This window comes from Klebsiella sp. RIT-PI-d, from assembly GCF_001187865.1.
GTDB lineage: Bacteria > Pseudomonadota > Gammaproteobacteria > Enterobacterales > Enterobacteriaceae > Superficieibacter.
Genome location: NZ_LGIT01000009.1, coordinates 1,503,324 through 1,519,421, shown reverse-complemented (window position 1 = coordinate 1,519,421; position 16,098 = coordinate 1,503,324). Strand labels below are relative to the sequence as shown.

Below are 16,098 nucleotides of genomic sequence, written 5' to 3'. Positions count from 1 at the left end.
ATTACGATTATAAGTCGCAATATGTTACATAAAAATACGTTTCTTTTCGCTGCATTATCAGTAGCACTTTGGGGGAGCGCGGCGCATCAGGCTGACGCTGCGGTTGTTGCTTCAATCAAACCACTGGGCTTTATTGCTGCCGCCATCGCTGATGGGGTAACGGATACCCAGGTTCTCCTGCCTGATGGGGCTTCAGAGCATGATTACTCACTGCGTCCTTCAGACGTAAAACGCATTAAAAACGCGGACTTAGTTGTATGGATTGGTCCCGATATGGAAGCGTTTATGACTAAATCTGTTCAGGGCACGCCTGAGGCAAAAAAAGTCACTATTGCCGATCTTGCGAAAGTGAAGCCGCTTCTGCAAAAAGGACATGACGATGATGATGATGAGCACGGTCATGACGGCGACGAAGGTGAAAAAGGTGACCATCATCACCATCACGGCGACTATAACATGCATCTCTGGTTGTCCCCGGAGATCGCGAAGGCAAGTGCAGTTGCAATCCATCAAAAATTAGTAGAACTTATGCCGCAAAGTCGAGCCACACTTGACGCCAACCTGCAGGCATTCGAGGACAATCTCGCTGCTACTGATAAGCAGGTAGGTACTGAGCTGGCACCGTTGAAGGGCAAAGGTTATTTCGTTTTCCATGATGCTTATGGTTACTACGAAAAACATTATGGGCTGACCCCGCTTGGCCATTTTACCGTAAACCCCGAAATTCAACCTGGTGCCCAGCGTTTACATGAAATCAGAACACAGTTGGTTGAGCAAAAAGCAACGTGCGTTTTTGCTGAGCCACAGTTCAGGCCAGCGGTCGTAGAAGCTGTTGCCCGTGGAACCTCCGTTCGAATGGGAACGCTGGATCCTCTTGGGACCAGTATCAAGTTGGGTAAAGAGAGCTATAGCCAGTTCCTGACTCAACTTGCGAATCAGTATGCGAGCTGCCTGAAAGGAGATTAATGAGGAAGTGAATACGTGCAACAGATAGCCCGCTCTGTCGCCCTGGCATTTAATAACTTGCCCCGACCTCACCGCGTTATGTTGGGGTCGCTTACTGTTCTCACTTTAGCGGTCGCCGTCTGGCGACCCTATGTCTATCATCCTCAATCCGCACCGATTGTAAAAGTCATTGAGCTAGAGAAAAGTGAGGTTCGTTCGCTGCTTCCTGAGGCCAGCGAGCCAATCGATCAGGCACCGCAGGAAGATGAAGCCATCCCGCAGGATGAGCTGGATGATAAAATTGGTAATGAATCCGGCGTTCACGAATATGTCGTGTCTACTGGCGACACGCTGAGTAGCGTATTAAATCAGTACGGCATTGATATGGGCGATATCACCCAGATTGCCACCGCCGATAAAGAGCTGCGTAATTTAAAAATTGGCCAGCAGCTTTCATGGACGTTAACCGCCGATGGCGACTTACAGCGTCTGACCTGGGAAATGTCCCGCCGCGAAACCCGCACTTACGATCGTACGCCGACCGGCTTTAAAATGAGCAGCGAATTGCAGCAGGGTGACTGGGTTAACAGCAGCCTGAAAGGCACCGTGGGTTCAGGCTTTATTGCCAGCGCCAGAAGTGCCGGTCTGAGCAGCGGTGAGGTCAGTTCGGTTGTTAAAGCAATGCAGTGGCAGATGGATTTCCGCAAAATGAAGAAGGGCGATAAATTTGCCGTACTCATGTCGCGTGAAATGCTGGATGGTAAGGCAGAGCAGAGTCAGCTACTGGGCGTGCGTCTGAGCCTTGATGGCAAAGATTATTATGCTTTCCGTGCCGAAGACGGTAAGTTTTACGATCGCACCGGTACCGGGCTGGCCAAGGGCTTCCTGCGCTTCCCGACGTCGCGCCAGTTCCGCGTTTCCTCCAACTTTAATCCGCGCCGTACCAATCCGGTTACTGGCCGCATTGCACCGCATCGCGGGGTGGATTTTGCCATGCCACAAGGTACGCCAGTACTGGCTGTTGGCGACGGTGAAGTGGTGGTAGCCAAACGCAGCGGGGCGGCAGGGTATTATGTCGCTATCCGCCATGGTCGCACCTATACCACCCGCTATATGCACCTGCGTAAACTGCTGGTGAAACCAGGGCAAAAAGTGAAACGTGGCGATCGCGTGGCGCTTTCCGGCAATACCGGACGTTCTACCGGTCCGCACCTGCATTATGAAGTATGGATCAACCAGCAGGCAGTGAATCCGCTGACGGCGAAGTTGCCGCGCACTGAAGGCCTGACGGGCAAAGACCGTACCGATTATCTCGCACAGGTTAAAGAGGTTCTGCCGCAGTTGAGCTTCGACTAAAAAAGTCACTTCCAGCCGGCGTTTACTCCTCGCCGGCTTTTTTCTTTTGTGCGTGGCCGCAGGCCTCGTTACACTACATTATTATTTCTGACGTTATTTTTATCAGTACGGAACAGACATGGAACCTAAAAAGAATAATAGTCACTATATTCCAACATTTGAGAAACGCTTTCTGCTTCCACGCTACTGGGGAGCCTGGCTGGGAATTCTGGCTTTTTGCGCGATTGCCATCACGCCGCCGTCGTTTCGCGATCCGCTCTTAGGTAAGCTGGGCCGTCTGGTGGGACGCCTCGGTAAAAGCGCCCGTCGTCGGGCGCAAATTAACCTGCTTTATTGTTTCCCGGAAAAGAGCGAGCAGGAGCGCGAAGCCATTATCGACAAAATGTATGCTACTGCGCCGCAGGCGATGGTGTTAATGGCCGAACTGGCGATACGCAAAGAAAAAAAAGTCTCCGATCGCATCCTCTGGCAGGGCAAAGACATCATTGATGAGATGCGCCTTAATAACGAAAAGGTTATTCTGCTGGTGCCGCACGGCTGGAGCGTGGATATCCCGGCTATGCTAATGGCCTCGCAGGGACAACAGGTAGCGGGCATGTTCCATAATCAGGGCAATCCGGTGTTTGATTATGTGTGGAATAAGGTTCGGCTGCGTTTTGGTGGGCGCTTACATCCGCGTAATGACGGAATTAAACCGTTTATTCAGTCTATCCGTAACGGATTCTGGGGATATTATCTCCCTGACCAGGATCATGGCCCTGAGCAAAGTGAATTTGTTGATTTCTTTGGCACCTATAAAGCCACGCTACCTGCGGTAGGGCGCCTGATGAAATTGTGTAAAGCCCGGGTGGTGCCTCTTTTTCCAGTCTATGACAGCAAAACCCACTGCCTGACTATTCATGTTCGTCCACCAATGGACGATCTGCCGACCGCTGACGATCCCACGATTGCCCGTCGGATGAATGAAGAGGTAGAGCATCTGGTTGGCCCGCATCCGGAACAGTATACCTGGCTGCTAAAATTGCTGAAAACGCGCAGACCTGGCGAAACGGAACCGTATCGCCGTCGGGATCTTTACCCCGACGAGAAAAAGTAGAAAAAGCCCGGCATCGCCGGGCTTTTTAATGCAACGTTATTGCACGGTCAGAATACGTGTAGTGTTGGTCGTACCGATAGTGCTCATGACATCGCCCTGGGTCACGATCACCAGATCCCCTGATACCAGATAGCCTTTATCGCGCAGCAGATTCACCGCATCGGTAGCCGCCACCACGCCGTCGTTCACGCTGTCGAAATAAACCGGCGTTACGCCGCGGTACAGCGCAGTCAGGTTCAGGGTGCGCTCGTGACGGGACATTGCAAAGATCGGCAATCCGGAGCTGATGCGCGACGTCATCAGCGCAGTACGACCTGATTCGGTCATGCTGATGATAGCGGATACGCCTTTGGTGTGGTTAGCCGCATACATCGCCGACATCGCAATTGCTTCTTCCACGTTATCGAATTCAATATCCAGACGGTGCTTCGACACGTTAATGCTCGGGATTTTTTCAGCGCCCAGGCACACGCGCGCCATTGCTGCAACGGTTTCAGACGGATATTGCCCGGCGGCAGTCTCTGCCGACAGCATTACCGCGTCGGTTCCGTCCAGCACCGCGTTCGCCACATCCATGACTTCTGCCCGGGTCGGCATTGGGTTGGTGATCATGGATTCCATCATCTGCGTGGCAGTGATCACGGCCCGGTTTAGCTGGCGTGCGCGGCGAATGAGCGCCTTCTGAATACCGACCAGCTCCGGATCGCCGATTTCAACACCGAGATCGCCACGGGCTACCATGACCACGTCAGAGGCAAGGATGATGTCATCCATCGCGTCCTGAGTGGCAACCGCTTCGGCACGTTCAACCTTAGAAACAATTTTTGCATCGCAGCCGGCATCGCGTGCCAGACGGCGGGCGTAGTTCAGATCTTCGCCACAGCGCGGGAAGGAGACTGCAAGGTAGTCAACGCCAATCTGTGCGGCGGTAAGAATATCTGCTTTATCTTTTTCAGTCAGCGCTTCGGCGGAAAGGCCACCGCCCAGCTTGTTAATGCCTTTATTATTGGAAAGTGGGCCGCCAACCGTCACTTCGGTAAACACTTTCAGGCCCTGAACTTCCAGAACTTTAAGCTGAACGCGGCCATCATCAAGCAGCAGGATATCGCCTGGTACGACATCGGAAGGCAGACCTTTATAATCAATGCCGACCTTCTCTTTATCGCCTTCACCTTTGCCAAGATTGGCATCAAGCAGGAATTTGTCCCCGATGTTGAGGAAAACTTTTCCCTCTTTAAAGGTTGAAACACGGATTTTTGGCCCCTGCAAATCGCCGAGGATAGCCACGTGACGACCAAGTTTAGCCGCAATTTCACGAACTTTATCCGCGCGTATTTTATGGTCTTCCGCGGTGCCGTGGGAGAAATTCATGCGCACAACGTTAGCGCCAGCAGCAATAACTTTTTCGAGATTATTATCGCGATCGGTAGCCGGACCTAGCGTGGTTACAATTTTGGTTCTGCGAAGCCTTCTGGACATGTAATACTCCGTTGACTGAATCAAATTTTGGTGTTGCCTGAACAGGGATTCGGCAGCTCTGCGTTTAAACAACACTGCAAGAACTTACCCGAATGATGAAATAAGTTACAGCTTTGTTATCATTTTCTTGGGGGACTCCCCATAAGACTGAAGTACTTTATCAAAACGCGATTCTTTCAAAGCTTCTTTGACACGCTTCAAGTTATCTCTGAATTTTGTGCCGCGGCGTAAGGTAAATCCGGTTGCCAGTACGTCAATCACCGTTAACTGGGCTAATCGTGAAACCATCGGCATGTAAATATCCGTATCTTCCGGCACGTCGAGCGTGATAGCCAGCGTAGCCTCATGCGCGAGCGGCGTTCCGGGGGAGGTCAGCGCAATCACCATGGCATCGTTTTCCCGGGCCAGTCGGGCCAGTTCGACCAGCGTTTTCGTTCGTCCGGTATGAGAAATCAGTACCACAACATCATCATCATTGCAGTTCATACAGCTCATGCGTTGCAGAACAATGTCATCGGTATACACCACCGGAACGTTGAAGCGAAAAAATTTGTTCATCGCATCATGCGCGACGGCAGCCGAAGAGCCAAGCCCGAAAAAGGCGATTTTCTTGGCCTGGGTCAGGAGATCAACGGCACGATTGACTGCCGCCATATCCAGAGACTGACGCACATGATCGAGACTTGCCATCGCCGATTCAAAGATTTTACCGGTATAGGCTTCAACGCTGTCATCTTCATCGACATTGCGATTAACATAGGGCGTGCCATTGGCCAGACTTTGCGCCAGCTGAAGTTTAAAATCGGGGAAGCCGCGGGTATCCATACTGCGGCAGAAGCGGTTAACCGTCGGTTCACTGACTCCGGCTTCTACAGCCAGCGCCGCGATGCTGGAATGAATCGCCTGGGCTGGCGTTGCCAGGATAACATCCGCTACTTTACGCTCGGATTTGCTAAGGTGTTCCAGTTGGGACTGAATTTTTTCCAGCATATTCATTATTTACACTGCGCTCACGGTGATAAAGGATCGCTTAATAAGTAGAATTATCGTGCGGTTAAGCAAGAATATACCCCGCTGGCGAGATCAAAAGTGCATTAGCACGACAAAATGATGTTGTTTTTTTTCATTACATGATCGCGGTCGGATTTCGGTCAACGCACAATGAGAAAAATTAGCAGCAAAATTAGGGAAATGCCTGATGAAAATGCCGGATGTTTTCCCAATTATGCCTTTTAACGGGACGCAGCCGGAGCAGGGGTTTCAGGATATTGGTAAACACAGTACAGTGCTGTGTAAGAAAATTACAAGTCAGGCCTGGGAGTACCAGGATGTCCAATTGAGGAGAATGACATGGCGGTAACGCAAACGGCTCATGCATGTGATTTGGTTATATTCGGCGCGAAAGGTGATTTAGCTCGTCGCAAATTGCTTCCTTCCCTGTATCAGCTGGAAAAAGCAGGCCAGATCCATGATGATACCCGTATTCTGGGCGTAGGACGGGCTGACTGGGATAAAGACGCTTATACCAAAGTGGTCCGCGAGGCGCTGGAAACCTTCATGAAAGAAAAAATTGATGAAGGTTTGTGGGACAAGCTGAGCGCCCGTCTGGACTTCTGTACCCTGGACGTCAATGATACCGCCGCTTTTACCAGACTCGGTAAAATGCTGGATCAGGAAAATCGCGTCACTATTAACTATTTTGCTATGCCGCCGGATACCTTTGGGGCGATTTGCAAGGGGCTGGGTAAAGCTAAATTAAATGCTAAACCGGCGCGCGTGGTGATGGAGAAACCGCTCGGAACGTCGCTTGATACTTCTCGCCAGATCAACGATCAGGTTGGTGAGTATTTTGAAGAGTGCCAGGTATACCGTATCGACCATTATCTGGGTAAAGAAACGGTTCTTAACCTGCTGGCGCTGCGTTTTGCCAACTCGCTGTTTGTCAATAACTGGGACAACCGCACCATCGATCACGTCGAAATTACCGTGGCTGAAGAGGTCGGCATTGAAGGCCGCTGGGGATATTTCGACCAGGCGGGCCAGATGCGCGATATGATCCAGAACCATCTGCTGCAAATTCTCTGCATGATCGCCATGTCGCCACCGGCTGACCTGAGTGCTGACAGCATTCGTGATGAAAAAGTGAAGGTATTGAAATCTCTGCGCCGTATCGATCGCACCAACGTGCGTGAAAAAACGGTACGTGGTCAGTACACCGCCGGATTCGCGCAGGGCAAAAAAGTGCCGGGTTACCTGGAAGAAGAGGGCGCAAATAAATCAAGTCATACCGAAACGTTCGTGGCGATCCGCGTTGATCTCGACAACTGGCGCTGGGCGGGCGTGCCGTTCTATCTGCGTACCGGTAAACGACTGCCGACCAAGTGCTCTGAAGTTGTGGTGTATTTCAAAAATCCGGAGCTTAATTTATTCAAAGAGTCTTGGCAGGAATTGCCGCAGAATAAATTAACCATCCGTTTGCAACCCGATGAAGGGGTGGATATTCAGATCCTCAATAAAGTGCCGGGATTAGATCACAAACATAACCTGCAAACAACGAAACTGGATCTGAGCTATTCCGAAACCTTCAACGAGACACATCTGGCCGATGCCTATGAGCGCCTGTTGCTGGAGACAATGCGTGGCATTCAGGCTCTTTTTGTCCGTCGTGATGAAGTGGAAGAAGCGTGGAAATGGGTTGACTCCATTACCGAGGCCTGGGCCACCGATCAGGATGCACCGAAACCCTATCAGGCAGGTACCTGGGGACCCGTGGCCTCAGTGGCAATGATCACCCGCGACGGTCGCTCATGGAATGAGTTTGAATAACCCCTTAAGGTTATTTTACCGGTAACATGATCTAACACAGTTTGTCGCGTTATTTTCGACCATTTACGCCCTGCGTGGATTTCCCCGCAGGGCTTTTTTTATTACACTACCCGCAGTGATTTACCTCTGGGCTGCGCTAATCCTGCCGATTTACTCATCGCAACAGGCTGAGAATCTGCCTCGTAACGTAGCTGACAAGATAAAAATGTTAAGGAGCTTTTATGAATCCTGATTTGTTACGGGTAACAAAACGCATCGTTGAACGTTCCCGCGAGACCCGTTCTGCCTACCTCACGCGTATTGAGGCAGCCAGGAGCAGTACCGTTCAGCGCTCAACGCTTGCCTGCGGTAACCTGGCACACGGTTTTGCCGCCTGCCAGCCGGACGACAAAGCATCCTTAAAAAGCATGCTGCGCAATAACATTGCGATCATCACCTCCTATAACGATATGCTTTCCGCACATCAGCCCTATGAACATTACCCGGAGATTATCCGTAAAGCATTGCATCAGGCCAACGCAGTCGGCCAGGTCGCAGGCGGCGTTCCGGCAATGTGCGATGGTGTCACGCAGGGGCAGGACGGGATGGAGCTTTCCTTGCTCAGCCGGGAGATCATCGCGATGTCTGCCGCAGTCGGCCTGTCACATAATATGTTCGACGGCGCGTTATGGCTCGGCGTATGCGACAAAATCGTACCCGGTCTGGCGATGGCTGCCCTGTCTTTTGGTCATCTGCCCTCGGTGTTCATTCCGTCAGGCCCGATGGCCAGCGGCCTGCCGAATAAAGAAAAGGTCAGAATTCGTCAGCTGTATGCCGAGGGCAAAGTGGATCGCATGGCGTTGCTGGAATCAGAAGCAGCCTCCTATCATGCACCCGGCACCTGTACCTTTTACGGCACGGCTAACACCAATCAGATGGTGATTGAGTTCATGGGAATGCAGTTGCCCGGCTCCTCTTTTATTCAACCCGACGCACCGCTGCGCGAGGCATTAACATCAGCCGCTGCCCGCCAGGTTACGCGCCTGACCAGCAACGGCACTGAATGGATGCCGCTTGGCAAGATGATCGATGAAAAAGTGGTGGTCAACGGCATAGTGGCGCTGTTGGCGACCGGTGGCTCAACCAACCACACCATGCATCTTGTTGCGATGGCACGCGCCGCCGGGATCCTGATTAACTGGGATGACTTCACCGATCTTTCGGCGATTGTGCCGCTGATGGCGCGTCTTTATCCGAACGGTCCGGCAGATATTAATCACTTCCAGGCAGCGGGTGGCGTACCGGTACTGGTGCGCGAATTGCTCAAAGGCGGTCTGCTGCATGAAGATGTGAATACCGTAGCAGGGTTTGGACTTTCCCGTTATACCCTGGAGCCATGGCTGAATGAGGGCAATCTGGAGTGGCGCGAAGGGGCTGAGGCATCGCTCGATAGCAGCATTATTGCCACCATTGATAAGCCATTTTCCCCCCACGGCGGCACGAAAGTACTCAGCGGTAATCTTGGGCGTGCCGTCATGAAAACCTCCGCCGTTCCGGTTGAGAACCAGATTATTGAAGCACCAGCAGTGGTGTTTGAAAGTCAACATGACGTGCTGCCGGCTTTTGAAGCGGGTCTTCTGGATAAAGATTGCGTTGTTGTGGTTCGCCATCAGGGGCCTAAAGCGAACGGAATGCCAGAATTACATAAACTTATGCCGCCGCTTGGTGTATTATTGGACCGCCGTTTCAAAATCGCGCTGGTCACCGATGGACGGCTTTCTGGCGCATCGGGTAAAGTCCCTTCAGCCATTCATGTTACCCCGGAAGCTTACGACGGCGGATTACTGGCTAAAGTGTGTGATGGCGACATGATCCGCGTGAACGGACAGACGGGCGAGCTAACGCTACTGGTGGATGAAAAGGAACTTGCTGCCCGACAGCCGCATATTCCTGACCTGAGCGCAATGCGTGTGGGAACGGGGCGTGAACTGTTTGGAGCACTGCGTGAAAAACTCTCCGGTGCTGAGCAGGGCGCAACCTGCATCACTTTTTAAGATGACAAATTTGTAGATCTGGCGAGAGAAAAAACTCTGATGAAAAACTGGAAAACAAGTGCAGAAGCAATCCTGACCACCGGACCGGTCGTACCGGTTATCGTTGTCAACAAACTCGAACATGCCGTGCCGATGGCGAAAGCGCTGGTCGCAGGCGGCGTTCGCGTACTCGAAGTCACTCTGCGTACCCCGTGCGCGATGGATGCGATTCGCGCCATTGCTAAAGAAGTTCCGGACGCGATTATCGGTGCGGGTACCGTTCTGAACGCGCAGCAACTGGCGGAAGTGACTGAAGCGGGCGCGCAGTTTGCCATCAGCCCGGGGCTGACTGAGCCGCTGCTCAAAGCGGCAACCGAAGGCACTATTCCGCTGATCCCGGGCATCAGCACCGTATCTGAACTGATGCTGGGTATGGACTACGGCCTGAAAGAATTTAAATTCTTCCCGGCGGAAGCCAACGGCGGAACCAAAGCGCTGCAGGCTATTGCAGGTCCATTCTCTCAGGTTCGTTTTTGCCCGACCGGCGGCATCTCTCCGGCTAACTATCGCGATTATCTGGCACTGAAAAGCGTGCTATGTATCGGCGGCTCGTGGCTGGTTCCGGCTGACGCGCTGGAAGCAGGCGACTATGATCGCATTACCACCCTGGCGCGTGAAGCTGTTGAAGGCGCAAAACAGTAAGTTGTTAAATGCCCGCCGGTGACGGACGGGCACGGTAAACACGGGCCGACAGGCCCGTTTTTTTATCCCTGTACCTTGACCTGTGCAGCCGCCGATTTTGCACGAGCAACAGCCTCGTCAACGCTGTCGCCAGTGGCAAGCGTCACGCCCAGACGACGTGATCCGTCAATTTCTGGTTTCGCAAATAAACGCAGCTGCAAACCTGCGCCGCACGCTGTCTCGACATGACTGTAGGTAATATTCTGACTGGTAAGCTGCGGCAAAATCACTGCCGATGCGGCCGGGCCATACTGTCGAATTCCCCCTACCGGCAGGCCTAAAAATGCGCGGACATGTAGAGCAAACTCTGATAGATCCTGAGAAATGAGCGTTACCATTCCGGTGTCATGCGGGCGCGGCGACACTTCGCTGAAAATGACCTCATCGCCACACACGAACAACTCCACGCCAAACAAACCGAAGCCGCCTAACGCCAGTACTATTTCGCGGGCTATTGCCTGAGCACGTTCCAGCGCCAGAGCGCTCATGTGCTGAGGCTGCCATGATTCACGATAATCGCCATCTTCCTGTCGATGGCCCACCGGCGCACAGAAATGAACGCCATCGACAGCGCTCACGGTCAGCAGGGTAATTTCAAAATCAAACGCCACGACGCCTTCGACAATGACGCGTCCGGCGCCTGCTCGCCCGCCCTGTTGGGCATAGTCCCAGGCTTTACTAAGTTGTTCTGCACTGCGGATAAAACTCTGCCCTTTACCGGACGAACTCATAACCGGCTTAACGATGCAGGGCAGTCCAATTTCGCCTACCGCCTGCTGAAAATCGGCCTGGCTATCGGCAAAGCGGTAGGTCGACGTCGGAAGCGAAAGGGTTTCTGCCGCCAGTCGACGAATACCCTCGCGGTTCATTGTCAGTTGCGCGGCACGGGCGCAGGGAACGACTTTTTGTCCGGCCTGCTCCAGCGCAATCAGCATGTCGGTGGCGATAGCTTCTATCTCCGGCACGATATAATCCGGTTTTTCTGCGTCTACCAGCTCCTTCAGTGCCTGACCATCAAGCATATTAATGACGTGTGCGCGGTGCGCCACATGCATGGCGGGTGCATTGGCATAGCGATCGACGGCAATGACCTCAAGCCCCAGACGCTGGCACTCAATGGCGACCTCTTTACCTAATTCACCAGACCCTAATAGCATGATGCGGGTTGCTGCCGGGCGCAGCGCAGTACCTAATAAAATCATCACTCTGTTTCCTTAAACTGACCTGTCGGCAGTATAAACGAAAACGTTTGCGTCTGTCTTCGTTGGTCTTTATTTCACGGATTGATTCTTTAAAAAACGGGTGATATACTGTATAAAATTACAGTGATATGGGGCTGCAAAATGGCGGTTGAAGTTAAATACGTTGTGATCCGTGAAGGTGAGGAAAAAATGTCTTTTGCCAGCAAGAAGGACGCCGATGCGTATGACAAAATGCTCGATCTGGCGGAAGTGTTGGGTAATTGGTTAAGCCAGTCGCCGGTAACGCTGGAAGACGAGCAGCGTGAAGTCATGGCTATGTGGCTTGCCGAACAAAAAGATGTGCTGGGTACCCTGCTTAAAGCCGGGAAGCTTCCCGCGCCAAAAGCCGTGGCAGATGAAGCGTCGGCTAAACGGACAAAAGCTGCCTGACAGCCACTTGCGCTCCTGCCGTTTTGTACCATGCTTTTTCTTCAATCCCTGCGTAATGATGGGGTCTTAAGGAGAAAATAATGCATAAACGTGGAGCGCTTTTATGCCTTCTGCTATTAGCGGGTAGCGCATCAGTACAGGCGGTAAGTCACGATCCGCATCCTAAGACGGTTAAATTTCCGAACTGCGAAAAGCTGGACGCCAGCGGAATTGCAGCCAGTGTTAAACGCGACTACCAGCAAAATCGTATCGTGCGCTGGGCTGACGATCGTCAGAAAATCGGCCAGGCAGATCCCGTTGTATGGGTCGACAGTAAAGAAGTAACGGGCGCCGAAGGCCAGTGGAAGGTGCCTCTTACGGTACGGGGTAAAAGCGCGGATCTGCATTATCTGGTGCAGGTCGACTGTGCAGGAGGCACTGCCAGCTATCAGAGCCGATAACCGACAGTAATTTTCGCACCTTTTGTCGCCTTGACACTTTCTTACGTCCCTTCGCTTACGCTGAATATATCGCAGCTAAACGGAGGGGGTATGTATGGCAAACTGGCTCAATCAGCTTCAATCACTTCTGGCGCAAAAAGGCGTTTCTTCTTCTGCATCTGGCGAACAGGGGCTTAGCAAGCTGCTCGGCCCCGGTGCGCTTGGTGGCCTGGCCGGTTTACTGGTGGCAAATAAATCCTCACGCAAGTTGCTAAGCAAATACGGAACCGGCGCGTTGTTAATGGGCGGCGGTGCCGTTGCTGGCACGGTATTATGGAATAAATACAAAGATAAAATTCGCGAGGCGCATCGGGACGAACCCCATTACGGTACGCAGACAACGCCGCTTGATAAACGAACCGAGCGACTGATTCTGGCGCTGGTTTTTGCGGCCAAAAGTGACGGTCATATTGACGACAGCGAGCGGGCGGCCATTGAGGCGCAGCTGCGTGAATCGGGTGTCGAGGAGCAGGGCAGAGCGCTGGTCGCTCAGGCCATTGAACAACCTCTCGATCCGCAGCGGCTGGCACGTGATGTGGCCAATGAAGAAGAAGCGCTGGAACTCTACTTTCTCAGCTGTGCCGCTATCGATGTCGATCACTTTATGGAGCGCAGCTATCTTACGGCCCTCGGCGATGCGCTCAACATTCCGCAGGAGGTCCGCGAGGGTGTCGAGCAGGATCTTAAACAGCAAAAACAGGCGCTTCCTGAGTAATTCGTGCGGAAAGTCCCTGCGTTTCGCTTGCATCGCTGGCGTCTTTTGCCAACCTTATAGGATGTGAAAAAGCAAAAGAACCGATCTATGCCACCGAAAGCCAAACGTATTCCACATACCATGACCCTACACGGCGACACGCGCACCGATAATTACTATTGGCTGCGCGATGACGACCGTTCCGATCCTGACGTGCTTGGTTATCTTCAGGATGAAAACCGTTACGGTCATCGGATTATGGCGACGCAGCAGGTCTTACAGGATCGTATCCTGGAGGAAATTGTGGCGCGCATCCCGCAGCGGGAAGTTTCTGCCCCGTGGACAAAAAACGGTTACCGCTATCGGCATATTTATGAACCCGGCTGTGAATATGCCATTTATCAGCGTCAGTCGGTGCTGCTGGCGGAATGGGATGACTGGGAACTTCTGCTCGACGCCAACAAACGTGCCGCACACAGCGAGTTTTATACGCTTGGCGGAATGGCGGTGTCTCCCGATAACACGATTATGGCGCTGGCGGAAGATTATCTATCACGGCGTCAATATGGCCTGCGGCTGCGCAATCTGCAAACGGGTAACTGGTATCCGGAGCTGCTGGATAACATCTCTCCTGATTTTGTCTGGGGCAACGACTCTCAAACGCTTTACTACGTACGTAAGCATCCGGTGACGCTACTGCCTTATCAGGTCTGGCGGCACATGGTGGGCACCTCGTCGGCATCAGATGAGCTGATCTACGAAGAGCATGATGAAACCTTTTACGTAGGATTGCATAAAACCACCTCACAGCATTTTGTCCTGATCGCGCTTTCCAGTGCGACGACCAGCGAAATGTTGCTGTTGGATGCTTCCCTGGCAGACGCCCAGCCAATGCCATTTTTAGCCCGTCGTAAAGATCATGAATATAGCCTTGATCACTATCAGCATAAGTTCTACATCCGCTCTAATCGTGATGGCAAAAACTTCGGTCTTTACCGCAGTCGCGTACGCGATGAGCAACAGTGGGAAGTGCTTATTCCGGCGCGGGAGGACATTATGCTGGAAGGCTTTACGCTGTTCACCGACTGGCTGGTGGTCGAGGAGCGCCAGCGAGGGCTGACCAGTCTGCGGCAAATCAATCGTAAGACACGCGAAGTGACGGGCATTGCCTTTGACGATCCGGCCTATGTGACATGGCTTGCCTATAATCCGGAGCCGGAGACGTCGCGCCTGCGTTATGGCTACTCGTCAATGACCACCCCGGATACCCTGTTCGAACTGGATATGGACACCGGCGAACGCCAGGTGCTGAAACAGTCCGACGTCGCCGGCTTCGACGGTAATCTTTATCGCAGCGAACATATCTGGATTGTCGTTCGCGATGGAACTGAAGTTCCGGTTTCGCTGGTTTATCACCGCCAGCATTTTCAAAAAGGTAAAAACCCGCTGCTGGTGTATGGCTATGGCTCTTATGGCAGCAGTATGGATGCGGATTTCAGCAGTAGCCGCCTGAGCCTGCTCGATCGTGGGTTTGTTTTTGCTATTGCCCACGTGCGGGGCGGAGGAGAACTGGGTCAGCACTGGTACGAGGAGGGCAAGTTTCTGCAGAAGAAAAACACCTTTAACGATTATCTTGATGTGTGTGAGGGACTGTTAAGGCAAGGCTATGGCGACCCAGGATTATGCTTCGGTATGGGCGGCAGTGCAGGCGGGATGCTCATGGGCGCAGCCATCAACCAGCGTCCCGATCTTTTCCACGGGATCATTGCTCAGGTGCCGTTTGTGGATGTCGTCACAACCATGCTGGATGAATCTATCCCGCTGACCACCGGTGAGTTTGAAGAGTGGGGGAATCCGAAAGATGAAACCTACTATAACTATATGAAAAGTTACAGTCCGTACGATAATGTCGGGGCGAAAGCGTATCCGCATCTGCTGGTCACCACCGGGCTCCACGACTCTCAGGTTCAGTACTGGGAACCGGCAAAGTGGGTGGCCCGGCTGCGTGAGCTGAAAACCGATGAGAATGTGTTGCTGCTTTGTACCGATATGGACTCCGGGCACGGCGGTAAGTCCGGGCGCTTCAAGAGCTATGAAGGTGTCGCTATGGAGTACACCTTTCTTATCGCGCTTGCGCAAGGCTGGTTATCAGGAAAAAACGCAGATCAGGCTTTATCCAGATAGTGCTTAAGGGTCAGGCGCATTTCCGGGCTCATTCTGTCGAGGTTGTTAAACAGCCAGCGCAGATAGCCCGGATCGCGCTCAGCAACTTCAGCCACTGGCTTTCCGCGATATTTGCCAAAGCTAAAGGTGGAGACAAGGCCGGGGCGTCCGGTGACGTCGACCATCTCTTCCGGCGTCCAGCCCGAAGTCTTAATAATGTCGATAAGCAGCGCAGCCGTGATATAGCAGTCATATAAGGCGCGGTGATGATGTAATCCTGGTGGCGTTTCGACGCTCAGATTGCGCGATTTATACAGACCCATATTGCTGTACTTTATTCCCGGCCACAGACGACGCGCCATTTTCATGGTACAGATCCACTCGCCATTCATCTCAGGTAAAACCCGGCGATCAAAACTGGCGTTGTGCGCGACATACCATGGGCTGCCCTGGTAGAACGGTAGCACCTCTTCAATCCACGGCTGGTCTGCAACCATAGACTCGGTGATCCGGTGTATAGCCATGGCCTGCGGGCTAATCGGACGGTCCGGACGAACCAGATGGCTCATGGGATTGGTGATCTTCCCGTCCACCACGTCCACCGAGGCAATTTCGACTACACCGCCCTGTAAATCGCAGGTTTCGGTATCAATGACGCGCAGCATGGTTGACTCCT

General features: G+C 52.7%; 14 protein-coding genes. 10 read left to right on the top strand and 4 right to left on the bottom strand.

Annotated features, from left to right (window positions below):
• Nucleotides 1-21 precede the first annotated feature (21 nt).
• The 3 genes from znuA (at nucleotide 22) to lpxM (ending at nucleotide 3,397) form a co-directional block, all read left to right on the top strand.
• Entirely contained in the window at nucleotides 22-966 is a 945-nt protein-coding gene (znuA, locus tag AC791_RS13565) for a zinc ABC transporter substrate-binding protein ZnuA (protein ID WP_049841638.1), read from the top strand.
• Nucleotides 967-981: 15 nt separating this feature from the next.
• On the top strand, nucleotides 982-2,301 hold the full coding sequence (gene mepM / locus AC791_RS13560; protein ID WP_049840946.1) for a murein DD-endopeptidase MepM: 1,320 nt from the start codon (nucleotides 982-984) through the stop codon (nucleotides 2,299-2,301).
• Between the two features lie 118 nt (nucleotides 2,302-2,419).
• Nucleotides 2,420-3,397: a lauroyl-Kdo(2)-lipid IV(A) myristoyltransferase gene (lpxM, locus tag AC791_RS13555; protein ID WP_049840945.1), complete on the top strand. Its 978-nt coding sequence runs from the start codon at nucleotides 2,420-2,422 to the stop codon at nucleotides 3,395-3,397.
• Between the two features lie 36 nt (nucleotides 3,398-3,433).
• On the opposite strand, the gene pyk is transcribed toward lpxM, so the two are convergent.
• Both pyk and AC791_RS13545 read right to left on the bottom strand, forming a co-directional pair.
• Nucleotides 3,434-4,876 carry a pyruvate kinase gene (gene pyk, locus AC791_RS13550; RefSeq protein ID WP_049840944.1) on the bottom strand — a complete coding sequence of 481 codons (1,443 nt, stop codon included), beginning with the start codon at nucleotides 4,874-4,876 and terminating at the stop codon, nucleotides 3,434-3,436.
• Nucleotides 4,877-4,981: 105 nt separating this feature from the next.
• Nucleotides 4,982-5,872, bottom strand: coding sequence for a MurR/RpiR family transcriptional regulator (locus AC791_RS13545; RefSeq protein ID WP_049840943.1), 891 nt, complete (start codon nucleotides 5,870-5,872; stop codon nucleotides 4,982-4,984).
• A gap of 354 nt (nucleotides 5,873-6,226) precedes the next feature.
• On the opposite strand from AC791_RS13545, the gene zwf reads away from it, so the two are divergent.
• The 3 genes from zwf to kdgA all read left to right on the top strand — a co-directional run bounded on the left by zwf (nucleotide 6,227) and on the right by kdgA (nucleotide 10,416).
• Nucleotides 6,227-7,702 (top strand): glucose-6-phosphate dehydrogenase, encoded by a 1,476-nt coding sequence (gene zwf, locus AC791_RS13540; protein WP_049840942.1) that lies wholly within the window; start codon nucleotides 6,227-6,229, stop codon nucleotides 7,700-7,702.
• 221 nt (nucleotides 7,703-7,923) lie between these two features.
• Nucleotides 7,924-9,735: a phosphogluconate dehydratase gene (edd, locus tag AC791_RS13535; protein ID WP_049840941.1), complete on the top strand. Its 1,812-nt coding sequence runs from the start codon at nucleotides 7,924-7,926 to the stop codon at nucleotides 9,733-9,735.
• 39 nt (nucleotides 9,736-9,774) lie between these two features.
• Nucleotides 9,775-10,416, top strand: a complete 642-nt coding sequence (kdgA, locus tag AC791_RS13530; RefSeq protein ID WP_049840940.1) for a bifunctional 4-hydroxy-2-oxoglutarate aldolase/2-dehydro-3-deoxy-phosphogluconate aldolase — start codon at nucleotides 9,775-9,777, stop codon at nucleotides 10,414-10,416.
• A gap of 62 nt (nucleotides 10,417-10,478) precedes the next feature.
• Here the strand turns inward: kdgA and purT are convergent, their stop codons facing one another.
• On the bottom strand, nucleotides 10,479-11,657 hold the full coding sequence (gene purT, locus AC791_RS13525) for a formate-dependent phosphoribosylglycinamide formyltransferase (RefSeq protein WP_049840939.1): 1,179 nt from the start codon (nucleotides 11,655-11,657) through the stop codon (nucleotides 10,479-10,481).
• 141 nt (nucleotides 11,658-11,798) lie between these two features.
• Here purT and AC791_RS13520 point away from each other — a divergent pair, with 141 nt between their 5' ends.
• From AC791_RS13520 to ptrB, 4 genes are all read left to right on the top strand, one after another.
• On the top strand, nucleotides 11,799-12,086 hold the full coding sequence (locus tag AC791_RS13520) for a YebG family protein (RefSeq protein ID WP_049840938.1): 288 nt from the start codon (nucleotides 11,799-11,801) through the stop codon (nucleotides 12,084-12,086).
• A gap of 80 nt (nucleotides 12,087-12,166) precedes the next feature.
• Nucleotides 12,167-12,526 (top strand): protein YebF, encoded by a 360-nt coding sequence (gene yebF / locus AC791_RS13515; RefSeq protein ID WP_049840937.1) that lies wholly within the window; start codon nucleotides 12,167-12,169, stop codon nucleotides 12,524-12,526.
• Nucleotides 12,527-12,620: 94 nt separating this feature from the next.
• Entirely contained in the window at nucleotides 12,621-13,280 is a 660-nt protein-coding gene (locus AC791_RS13510) for a tellurite resistance TerB family protein (protein WP_049840936.1), read from the top strand.
• Nucleotides 13,281-13,367: 87 nt separating this feature from the next.
• Nucleotides 13,368-15,443 carry an oligopeptidase B gene (gene ptrB / locus AC791_RS13505; protein ID WP_049840935.1) on the top strand — a complete coding sequence of 692 codons (2,076 nt, stop codon included), beginning with the start codon at nucleotides 13,368-13,370 and terminating at the stop codon, nucleotides 15,441-15,443.
• Here ptrB and exoX read toward each other — a convergent pair.
• Nucleotides 15,425-16,087: an exodeoxyribonuclease X gene (gene exoX, locus AC791_RS13500; protein WP_049840934.1), complete on the bottom strand. Its 663-nt coding sequence runs from the start codon at nucleotides 16,085-16,087 to the stop codon at nucleotides 15,425-15,427. The genes ptrB and exoX overlap by 19 nt on opposite strands.
• Nucleotides 16,088-16,098 lie beyond the last annotated feature (11 nt).

Excerpts from the sequence above, each read along its gene's own strand:
- kdgA (WP_049840940.1), top strand. The coding sequence starts at position 9,775 with ATGAAAAACTGGAAAACAAGTGCAGAAGCAATCCTGACCACCGGACCG.
- znuA (WP_049841638.1), top strand. The coding sequence starts at position 22 with ATGTTACATAAAAATACGTTTCTTTTCGCTGCATTATCAGTAGCACTT.
- AC791_RS13545 (WP_049840943.1), bottom strand. The coding sequence starts at position 5,872 with ATGAATATGCTGGAAAAAATTCAGTCCCAACTGGAACACCTTAGCAAA.
- ptrB (WP_049840935.1), top strand. The coding sequence starts at position 13,368 with ATGCCACCGAAAGCCAAACGTATTCCACATACCATGACCCTACACGGC.
- lpxM (WP_049840945.1), top strand. The coding sequence starts at position 2,420 with ATGGAACCTAAAAAGAATAATAGTCACTATATTCCAACATTTGAGAAA.
- exoX (WP_049840934.1), bottom strand. The coding sequence starts at position 16,087 with ATGCTGCGCGTCATTGATACCGAAACCTGCGATTTACAGGGCGGTGTA.
- AC791_RS13520 (WP_049840938.1), top strand. The coding sequence starts at position 11,799 with ATGGCGGTTGAAGTTAAATACGTTGTGATCCGTGAAGGTGAGGAAAAA.
- purT (WP_049840939.1), bottom strand. The coding sequence starts at position 11,657 with ATGATTTTATTAGGTACTGCGCTGCGCCCGGCAGCAACCCGCATCATG.
- yebF (WP_049840937.1), top strand. The coding sequence starts at position 12,167 with ATGCATAAACGTGGAGCGCTTTTATGCCTTCTGCTATTAGCGGGTAGC.
- zwf (WP_049840942.1), top strand. The coding sequence starts at position 6,227 with ATGGCGGTAACGCAAACGGCTCATGCATGTGATTTGGTTATATTCGGC.
- AC791_RS13510 (WP_049840936.1), top strand. The coding sequence starts at position 12,621 with ATGGCAAACTGGCTCAATCAGCTTCAATCACTTCTGGCGCAAAAAGGC.
- pyk (WP_049840944.1), bottom strand. The coding sequence starts at position 4,876 with ATGTCCAGAAGGCTTCGCAGAACCAAAATTGTAACCACGCTAGGTCCG.
- edd (WP_049840941.1), top strand. The coding sequence starts at position 7,924 with ATGAATCCTGATTTGTTACGGGTAACAAAACGCATCGTTGAACGTTCC.